Annotated in this window: 10 protein-coding genes; 6 read left to right on the top strand and 4 right to left on the bottom strand. The window is 33.6% G+C overall.

Annotated features, from left to right (window positions below; translation table 11 throughout):
- From AB8B65_RS15420 to AB8B65_RS15410, 3 genes are all read left to right on the top strand, one after another.
- On the top strand, positions 1 to 182 hold a 182-nt coding region (locus tag AB8B65_RS15420; protein ID WP_405302161.1), incomplete at its 5' end, for an aminomethyltransferase beta-barrel domain-containing protein.
- Between the two features lie 135 nt (positions 183 to 317).
- Entirely contained in the window at positions 318 to 1,937 is a 1,620-nt protein-coding gene (locus tag AB8B65_RS15415) for a S8 family serine peptidase (protein ID WP_405302160.1), read from the top strand.
- 15 nt (positions 1,938 to 1,952) lie between these two features.
- Positions 1,953 to 2,912 (top strand): NAD(P)H-dependent flavin oxidoreductase, encoded by a 960-nt coding sequence (locus AB8B65_RS15410; RefSeq protein WP_405302159.1) that lies wholly within the window; start codon positions 1,953 to 1,955, stop codon positions 2,910 to 2,912.
- A 290-nt stretch (positions 2,913 to 3,202) separates the two neighbouring features.
- Here AB8B65_RS15410 and AB8B65_RS15405 read toward each other — a convergent pair whose 3' ends face one another.
- Positions 3,203 to 3,964: a LytR/AlgR family response regulator transcription factor gene (locus AB8B65_RS15405; RefSeq protein ID WP_405302158.1), complete on the bottom strand. Its 762-nt coding sequence runs from the start codon at positions 3,962 to 3,964 to the stop codon at positions 3,203 to 3,205.
- Entirely contained in the window at positions 3,961 to 4,962 is a 1,002-nt protein-coding gene (locus tag AB8B65_RS15400; RefSeq protein ID WP_405302157.1) for a hypothetical protein, read from the bottom strand. The genes AB8B65_RS15405 and AB8B65_RS15400 overlap by 4 nt, the downstream gene beginning before the upstream one ends.
- 222 nt (positions 4,963 to 5,184) lie before the next feature.
- On the opposite strand from AB8B65_RS15400, the gene AB8B65_RS15395 reads away from it, so the two are divergent.
- Positions 5,185 to 5,325 carry a hypothetical protein gene (locus AB8B65_RS15395; protein ID WP_405302156.1) on the top strand — a complete coding sequence of 47 codons (141 nt, stop codon included), beginning with the start codon at positions 5,185 to 5,187 and terminating at the stop codon, positions 5,323 to 5,325.
- Between the two features lie 26 nt (positions 5,326 to 5,351).
- The gene (locus tag AB8B65_RS15390; protein WP_405302155.1) at positions 5,352 to 5,528 is read left to right on the top strand and encodes a hypothetical protein; all 177 of its coding nucleotides are present in this window, start codon (positions 5,352 to 5,354) and stop codon (positions 5,526 to 5,528) included.
- Positions 5,529 to 5,821: 293 nt separating this feature from the next.
- Here the strand turns inward: AB8B65_RS15390 and AB8B65_RS15385 are convergent, their stop codons facing one another.
- Positions 5,822 to 6,931 (bottom strand): serine hydrolase, encoded by a 1,110-nt coding sequence (locus AB8B65_RS15385; protein WP_405302154.1) that lies wholly within the window; start codon positions 6,929 to 6,931, stop codon positions 5,822 to 5,824.
- A gap of 256 nt (positions 6,932 to 7,187) precedes the next feature.
- On the opposite strand from AB8B65_RS15385, the gene AB8B65_RS15380 reads away from it, so the two are divergent.
- Entirely contained in the window at positions 7,188 to 7,454 is a 267-nt protein-coding gene (locus tag AB8B65_RS15380) for a hypothetical protein (protein WP_405302153.1), read from the top strand.
- A 51-nt stretch (positions 7,455 to 7,505) separates the two neighbouring features.
- Here AB8B65_RS15380 and lysA read toward each other — a convergent pair whose 3' ends face one another.
- Positions 7,506 to 8,750 (bottom strand): diaminopimelate decarboxylase, encoded by a 1,245-nt coding sequence (gene lysA, locus AB8B65_RS15375; RefSeq protein ID WP_405302162.1) that lies wholly within the window; start codon positions 8,748 to 8,750, stop codon positions 7,506 to 7,508.
- Positions 8,751 to 8,757 lie beyond the last annotated feature (7 nt).

Below are 8,757 nucleotides of genomic sequence, written 5' to 3'. Positions count from 1 at the left end.
ACGAATCCATAGAAGTAATGGCGCGTATTCGTTACAGACAAGCATTAGAAAAAGCATTGATATACAAAATAAATGGCGGTTTATATGTAGATTTTGAAAATCCGCAAAGTGCCATCACCGAAGGACAATTTGTAGCGTGGTATATTGATGAAGAATTAATTGGATCTGGCGTAATTTCTTGATGAAGTTGAGAATGAAGTTGAACTTGAAATTGAAAATGAACTTGAAATTGAAGTAAAAGCAAATCAACGAATCAACGAATTGATAAATCATCAAATCAACAAATCATCAAATGAAAACCTAATAAACCCAAGCAAATGAAAAAAATAATCACATTCATTATCATACTTGTAGCGCAATTTGGTGTTGCACAAACAGAACACGCTTGGGTATATTTTACAGACAAACCTGATGTTGCCAATGCACTAGCCAATCCGACAACGATTCTTACGCAAAAAGCGATCGATCGGAAAGCAAATCACAATATAGCAATTGATGAACGTGATATTCCTGTGAACGAATCATACATCACGCAAGTAAAAAATCAAACAGGAATTACGGTCAAAGCAAAATCAAAATGGTTCAATTGTGTACATGTTTTAGGAACGCAAACGGATATTGACAACTTGCTCAATCTCTCGTTTGTAAATGAAATTCTATATGCAGATCGCTCTTTAAATATTGCAAACAGACCTTCCGCGGAAGCGAACACAGGACGAACGGTAGAAAAGTTTGAAACCTTAGTCATGTATAATTACGGTGATGGTTCCAATCAAGCAGCCATGATCAATGTGGACAAATTACATGAAGCAGATTACACAGGTGAAGGCGTTACCGTTGCAGTTTTAGATGGCGGATTCACGAATGTAAACACCATGACAGCTTTTCAGCGATTGCGAGACAACGGCGATTTACTCAATGGATACGATTTTGTAGATAGAAACGCAGATGTATATGCATACACAGGAAACAGTCACGGCACAAACGTTTTGTCAGATATGGCAGGTTATATAGATGGACAATTTGTAGGAACTGCGCCAGATGCAAGCTATTACTTATTCAGAACCGAAGATGCGGCAACCGAAACACCTTTGGAAGAATCGTATTGGGTAGAAGCCGCCGAACGTGCCGATAGTTTAGGTGTTGATGTGGTAAATACTTCCTTGGGTTACAATCAATTTGATGAGAGTAAATATGATTATACAACCGCCGATATGGACGGAAATACGACTTACATTACCAAAGGTTCTAACATTGCCGTTGAAAAAGGATTGCTCATTGTAAACTCCGCAGGAAACTCTGGAAACAACAGTTGGGGAATTATTACTGCACCAGCAGATGGAAACGGATTCACCGTTGGAGCTGTAAATGCAAGTGGAAGTTATGCGTCGTTTAGTTCGCGCGGTAGAACGCCAAATATTCCCGTAAAACCAGATGTGGTAGCGCAAGGAGCAAGTGTATATGTAATAAGTGATAGCGGAGTGGTAACAACATCTAACGGAACTTCATTTTCTTCACCAATTATTGCAGGTGCTATGGCGTGTTTGGTACAAGCATTTCCAAATAAAACAAATACAGAGTTGATGCAACTTGTACGTGAATCAGCTTCCATTTATGCAAATCCAACCATTCAATTAGGATACGGAATTCCGAATTTTGAATTGGTAATTCAGACCTTATCAAATGATGAATTTGCCGATAATGAAACGATTCAGTTATTTCCAAATCCCGCGAAAGCGATTGTACAAATTAACTTGCCAGCGGAAACCGAAAACGCAACCATTACATTGGGAAATTTGCTAGGAAAAACGATCAAAATATATACGACTACGAGCAATTCTAAACAAATAAACGTAAGTGAATTGGCAGTAGGAATGTACTTGTTACGCATTGAAGCGAACGGAGAAACGATCACCAAAAAAATCATAAAACAATAAAAAAATAGAACACGAATGGCTTTGTTTGCACAGAATAGAATTACGCAATTATACAACATACAATATCCAATAATTCAAGGTGGAATGATTTGGGCAAGCGGCTGGCGATTGGCTTCTGCGGTCAGTAATGCTGGTGGATTGGGTTTAATTGGCGCAGGTTCAATGTATCCAGATGTATTGCGTGAACATATTCAAAAGTGTAAAAAAGCAACCGACAAACCGTTTGGCGTGAATGTTCCGATGTTGTATCCGAATATTGAAGAAATTATGGATATCATTGTGGAAGAAGGTGTAAAAGTAGTATTTACCTCTGCGGGAAATCCTAAAACGTGGACGCCTTTTTTAAAAGAAAACGGAATCACGGTAACGCATGTAGTCAGCAGTTCAAAATTTGCTTTAAAATCGCAAGCTGCTGGTGTAGATGCTGTGGTGGCTGAAGGTTTTGAAGCTGGCGGACATAATGGGCGAGAGGAAACAACGACGTTAACCTTAATTCCGACCGTAAAAGAACAATTAGAAATTCCGTTGATAGCTGCTGGCGGAATTGGAAGCGGAAAAGCAATGTTAGCAGCCATGGTTTTAGGCGCAGATGGTGTGCAAGTTGGAAGTAGATTTGTTGCAACACACGAAGCTTCTTCTCATATTGAATTCAAAAAGCAAGTCGTAGCTGCCAAAGAAGGAAGCACCAAATTGATGTTGAAAGAATTGGCGCCAGTCCGATTATTGAAAAATAAATTCTACGAAGATTTAGAAGAATTATATACCAAAGCTCCATCAGTAGAAGAACTGAAAACCTTATTGGGAAGAGCACGTGCAAAACGTGGAATGTTTGAAGGCGATTTGGTTGAAGGCGAATTAGAAATTGGACAAGTTTCAGCATTAATCCATGAAATAAAACCTGCAGCAACAGTTGTGGAAGAAATGGTTGCTGAATTTGAGAAAAGTGTTGCTAGTTTAGATCGCTATCGCTGTTAGATTATTAAACGCGATTCGAGATTTAGAAGACTGTTGCTTTTAGACTTACTTCGCTTTGTTATTTTGGTACACGAACTTTCATTTGAAACTTCTCAATACAACTTCTTAGTTTTATTACCAGCACGAGTTTGGAAACTTCCGCTAGCGTTGGGAATCAATTTATGAAAGCAAGCTAGTAATGTTGTATTTTTTAGTATTAAACATAACTCCAAGAAACTGTTTTGAGACAAAAAAAGCTTTTTACGATTTGGATAAAAATGGTTTGGTATTTTGTGAGAATTTAGAAAAGATTAGTTTGGACTAAAAAAAGATACTAGTTTCTTAATAAAACTAGGTTTTTCTTTATCTGTTACTTCAAAAGTTTCTTGTGTGTCGTATAACTTAATATTTCTGTTATCACGTTCTTTAATGCGAGTCATATTTATGATCGTGCTTTGACTAATTTTTTCAAAACCATATATATTTAATAAACTAGAAAGTTTATTGATGGAATAGCGAATATTCTTGTGGATTAACAGATCGTTTTTACCATAAATATGTACGCAATTTGTTTTAGGTTGTTCGCCATTTAGGTTTCTAGCAGTACTTATATAGAAAACTTGATCTGGATAAATCCCAATATTTTTATTTGATCCTACAGCAATAGATAAATAACCGTCTTTTTTTCTAACATAAGCAGAAGCAATTTTTCCGATTACTTTTTTCTTTAAAACTTTTTCAAATTCTTCAATTTCAAAGGGTTTGCTTAAATATCCTGCAATTTCTAAATTATTGATAATCTCTGTTTGTTTTCCTGTGGTAGACGTTAAAAAAACAATTTTTTTAGAAGCCGCAATTTTCTCAGCAAGTTGTATTCCATTGTATACAGGCATTTGGAAATCAACAAGTAATAAATCAAATGTTGTCGAATCAATTTCTTCGTACGCTTTCTTAGAACTTGTATAACTTGCAACATGTTCCAAGTCGTAATCATTTGCAATACGATCTATTTTTTCTTTGACAGTTTGAATTGTTTTTGGTTCATCATCTATAAGTATATACCGTATCTTCATGATGCGAGCGGTAAAATGAGTTCAGACATATATTGATTATTGGGTAATGATTTGTGTTTTAATGAACTGCCAGGGTAATATGTGTTTATGAGTTGTTTAAGTGCATTCAAACCAAAAGTTCCGTTTATTTCCGAGCTTTTTTGAATTTGTTCAAATGTTAACTGTTCAGTACTATTCACCAAACAGTAGTTTAGCTCCTTATTGCTAGTTTGTTTAAGTGTAATGCTAACAAATGAGTCAGTATGGTTGAGACTTCCATGTTTTAGCGCATTTTCAACAAAAGGAAAAAGTAGCGTAGGTTTTATTTCAATGGTATTTCTTTGTTCATCAGTTAAATAATCTTTCAATTCAATAGTGGCGTTGGGTTTTAAGTATCGAATTAAGTCTAAAAACATTTCTATATATTCAATTTCTTTTTTTATTGAAATGTTAGTTTCATGTAAAGCAGCTACATTATAGTCGAGCAATCTAAATATATTTTTTAAGGCTTTAATTGGTGGAATTCCACTACTTGATTTTCCTATTTTATAATGAACTCCTAAAAACGTTTTATATCTCGATTGAGCAATTTCCATATCAGTGTAGATTTGACTAATTACATTTTTTATAAAATGTGCGCCTAATCGTGTATTATTTGCTTCTACATTTTTATAGTCAACATACTTTTCAAAAGCTCTTTTTTGGTGATTTATAGTTTGTCCTAATGTTGAAATATCGGCATTTTTATGTTTTAATCTATCCTCTAGCGCTGTAATCTCTTCTTGCCTTTCAATTAATTCTTTCTTAAGACTTTCTATATCAACTAGCTTTTTTTGATATTCTTTTATTGCTTGTTTATTGCTTAAAATGGAGTCTTTTAGCTCATTATTTTCGCGTTTATAAAATCCTTTTTTATAAACAATATACATGTTTCTAAATACTAAGATTAGCATGAGAACTATTAAAATAGCAATAATGAGTTTAGGAGAATCAAGATCGGGAATCAAATTTTCAAACATAGAAGATTGGTTGTTGGTTTTTATGTAGTGTCAAATTTCAGTCTCTTTTAATAACGCAATCACAAAAAGAAGTACTTCTGTCCCAAATATAGTTTGTATGTCACAAAAAGGAAAATAAAATTTATACTTATCTGATATTTGATGTAAGAATAAGCGCTATTCTAAATAAGGAAAGGCTTTGTGTTGAAGCTGTATTATTAACATTAAAAAAATATTAAAAAGATGAAAGATCCAAAGTTGATGACAACAGAAGATTTAAAAAGAATTAGAAAAGCAATAATGAAAAAGAATCCAATTCCGCCAGAGGATTTGGCATTTCTCAGACGCATAGAAAAAGTTCTTAGAGATAGAGGAGAAATTTAATTAATAACCATTTAAAATTTTAAATTATGGAAAATAATAATAACGAAGAACATCATGCAAGTGATGTAAACAGAGGAAATCAACTGAATCCGAATAATGAGGAATTTCAGAAGGTAAGAGATGTAAGTGCAAATGATGTAAATCGCGCGAATCAAATGAATCCTAATAATAAGGCGTATCGATCATCAAGAGGGAAGAAATAATACTATTTCTTTTTAATTTTAAAGGCTCATCAATGATAACATATCATTGGTAAGCCTTTTTTAAATCCCTTCCAAAACGGTTTTACATGCTGTCAATCATCAGATTTCGGATAGTTTCTATACAATCGAATGCCCAATCTTACAAAAAGAAGCACCGCAATAATGATTACTATATTTAATTCATCCATATTTTATTTTCTTCGTTTGTACTTTTCCCCTTTTTTATAAAAGATGTAGCGCATGACACATAGAAATACCAAAAACTAAAAAGAAAATGAACCGTTTTATCTGTTTTACTGTTTTTTGTTGAGATAAAACTGATGTACTTGTCTGCCCAATTCCGCTAAAAACGGAATGCCAATTTCATCATATTCATACGTATCATCATTAAAAATTTGGTTTTTATTCACATGAATTGTCGCTGTGATAGTAAATGAAATATCATTTTTTGTATCTACAATATGTGCGCAATCGGTTAAATATCCGTACGCATATCCAACTTTATTATACATTTTAATATGTTCGGGTATTGGTTTTTTACTGTCGCCAAACATAAAAAATTTCACGTAGCTATCATAATATTCAGTATCAGTAAAACCTTGTTTTTTGGGTGTTTCATGCATCACTTTCAATACAAAATCACAATCGCTTTCTGAAAGATTAAATTGTGCATTTGAATCGTGTTTTTTAGGAGAATGCAAGCGTTTTATGAGTTGATGAAGTGTGGAAATTGGCAAGTAATTCTTCTTAGAAAAATCCATTGGTTGAGAAACCAAAGAATCGTTTCTGTAAAAGCCTTTTCCTTTTTGCGTTTTTTCTATTTCTAACGGAAGTGTTGGTCTACTTCGCATTTTCGATTGATGATACAAAATGCTATCTTCTTTAGAAAATGTAATTACTTTTGTGTATAAATTTGCTGCATCTTTCGTGCTCAATCGATGTGAAATTTGCACAGGATAAAATCCTTTTGCGTGCATTGTACTTTGAATATCTTCTTTCCCTAAAAATTCAAACAAACGATTATAGGCTTCGTTATCGCTCACAGCAAAAATTTTCTGAACTTCGTTGCGAATGGTTGTTTTTATAGAATCGCCATCAATCAGAAACTCAGATTCGCTCGTAATTGTCGCAATTCTATTCGCCTTCTCTAAAGCAAGCAATGCGATTGGAAATTTTACGCTACTCGCAGGATAAAAGTATATAGAATCATTCACTTGAAAACTAAAATCAGTGCCTTCTGCATCCGTGACTAAAATTTGAACTTCGTACGCTTCCAGATTGTTCATCACATTCTGAATTTCTTTCACATCCGCCGAAAGCGCAAATTGAATAGGATCGTCATACTTTTTTTCTTTAGTACAACTCAAACACATTAAAAATAATACAAACAATAGTTTTTTCATCGAACAGTATAAATATGTAAATGTTTTTACAAGATACTATTTTATATAAAGAGTTTAAATTCTTGTAGCTGTTACGGTTTTATAATTAAAGATTTAGAATAGTTTTTAAATATTTCTATATTTAGTATATTTCAAAAAATAAGATACATAAAACTTAATGAATAGGTATATTATGAAGCGATACACGATAGGTGTAATTATATTGATTTTCTGCTTTCTAGGTTTTTTTTCATGCAAAACCGAAGTCGCAAAAACTATGGAAGATGACTTTTCAAGCAAATTGACCAAATTGAGGGAATTTAAAGCGATGGAATATCGAATAGATTCTTTAAAACAAAAAGGAATTGACGCAAAAATAACTGTCAACATTATCAAAGAATCATTTTTCCCTGAAGATTCTACGAAAAATATAACACTTGCTTTTATTGAGGAAGACTTAGGTTTTGCTGGTAGTACAGCATTTATAGTTAAATATGATCGCGATCAAAAAAAGATTATTTCTGTGAAAAAAAGTACAGAATAAAAAAAGTGCCTGAAACTAACACAGACACTTTCTCAACACTTAATTCCCTTCCTAAACAGCTTTGGGAACACTTTTTTTCTTTTTCTTGGTGGAAAGATCAATTTCAACCTGATTTTTTAATATATCATCAAATGTTTCACGCTTTCTAATTAAATGCGCTTCGTTGTTGAACCATAAAACTTCGGCAGGACGATAACGAGAATTGTAGTTGCTCGCCATAGAAAAACAATAGGCTCCAGCGTTGTTAAACTTTAAAATATCGCCTTCTCGGATTTCACTAATTCTACGGTTATTACCAAATGTATCTGTTTCGCAAATATATCCAACAACCGAATAGTAGCGTTCGCGACCTTCAGGATTGGAAATGTTTTCAATATGATGATACGAATTGTATAACATAGGACGAATTAAGTGATTAAAACCACTATCAATTCCTGCAAAAACCGTTGAGGTTGTCTGTTTTACGACGTTGACTTCTGCTAAAAATGAACCTGCTTCACTAACGAGAAATTTTCCTGGTTCAAAATTGAGCGACAATTCTTTTCCGTATTCTTGTGAAAATTCATTGAAACGTGTGCTTAATTTTTCTCCAAGTTCTTCCACATTGGTTTGAATGTCGTCTTTTTTATACGGAACTTTAAATCCGCTTCCAAAGTCAATAAAATCAAGATTTTTAAAATTTTTCGCGGTATTAAATAAAATTTCTGAAGCGTATAAAAATACGTCAATATCTAAAATATCACTTCCGGTATGCATGTGAATTCCGTTAATGTGCATTCCTGTCAATTCTACAATGCGTAATACATGTGGTATTTGATGAATGGAAATTCCGAACTTTGAATCAATATGTCCAACAGAAATATTGTGGTTTCCGCCAGCCATTACATGCGGATTGATACGAATACACACAGGAATTGTTGGATGTTTGCTACCAAACTGCTCTAAAATAGAAAGATTGTCAATATTAATTTTTACACCCAATTGTGCTGCGTTTTCAATTTCCTGTAACGATACACCATTTGGCGTGTACATGATTTCTTCGGGATCAAATCCTGCTGCTAAACCTAATTTTACTTCTTGAATGGAAACTGTGTCCAATCCCGCGCCAAGCGATTTCATCAATTTTAAAATACTCAAATTTGACAAGGCTTTTACGGCATAATGTAATTTGAGTTTTGGTACGGTTTGAAACGCTTTCGTCAATCGTTCATACTGAGACGTAATTTTTTCGGCATCGTATACATACGTCGGATTGCCAAATTGTTGTGCTATATTTAGTAAATCTGATTCTTGCATGGTAATT

This window comes from Kordia sp., assembly GCF_045105435.1.
In the GTDB taxonomy this organism is placed as follows: Bacteria; Bacteroidota; Bacteroidia; order Flavobacteriales; family Flavobacteriaceae; genus Kordia.
Note: the sequence above shows the minus strand (reverse complement) of the source record. Positions and strands in the feature narration are given on the sequence as shown.

Bases quoted from the DNA above. Each gene is read 5' to 3' on its own strand.
- AB8B65_RS15415 (WP_405302160.1), top strand. From the start codon at position 318: ATGAAAAAAATAATCACATTCATTATCATACTTGTAGCGCAATTTGGT.
- AB8B65_RS15410 (WP_405302159.1), top strand. From the start codon at position 1,953: ATGGCTTTGTTTGCACAGAATAGAATTACGCAATTATACAACATACAA.
- AB8B65_RS15405 (WP_405302158.1), bottom strand. From the start codon at position 3,964: ATGAAGATACGGTATATACTTATAGATGATGAACCAAAAACAATTCAA.
- AB8B65_RS15400 (WP_405302157.1), bottom strand. From the start codon at position 4,962: ATGTTTGAAAATTTGATTCCCGATCTTGATTCTCCTAAACTCATTATT.
- AB8B65_RS15395 (WP_405302156.1), top strand. From the start codon at position 5,185: ATGAAAGATCCAAAGTTGATGACAACAGAAGATTTAAAAAGAATTAGA.
- AB8B65_RS15390 (WP_405302155.1), top strand. From the start codon at position 5,352: ATGGAAAATAATAATAACGAAGAACATCATGCAAGTGATGTAAACAGA.
- AB8B65_RS15385 (WP_405302154.1), bottom strand. From the start codon at position 6,931: ATGAAAAAACTATTGTTTGTATTATTTTTAATGTGTTTGAGTTGTACT.
- AB8B65_RS15380 (WP_405302153.1), top strand. From the start codon at position 7,188: ATGGAAGATGACTTTTCAAGCAAATTGACCAAATTGAGGGAATTTAAA.
- lysA (WP_405302162.1), bottom strand. From the start codon at position 8,750: ATGCAAGAATCAGATTTACTAAATATAGCACAACAATTTGGCAATCCG.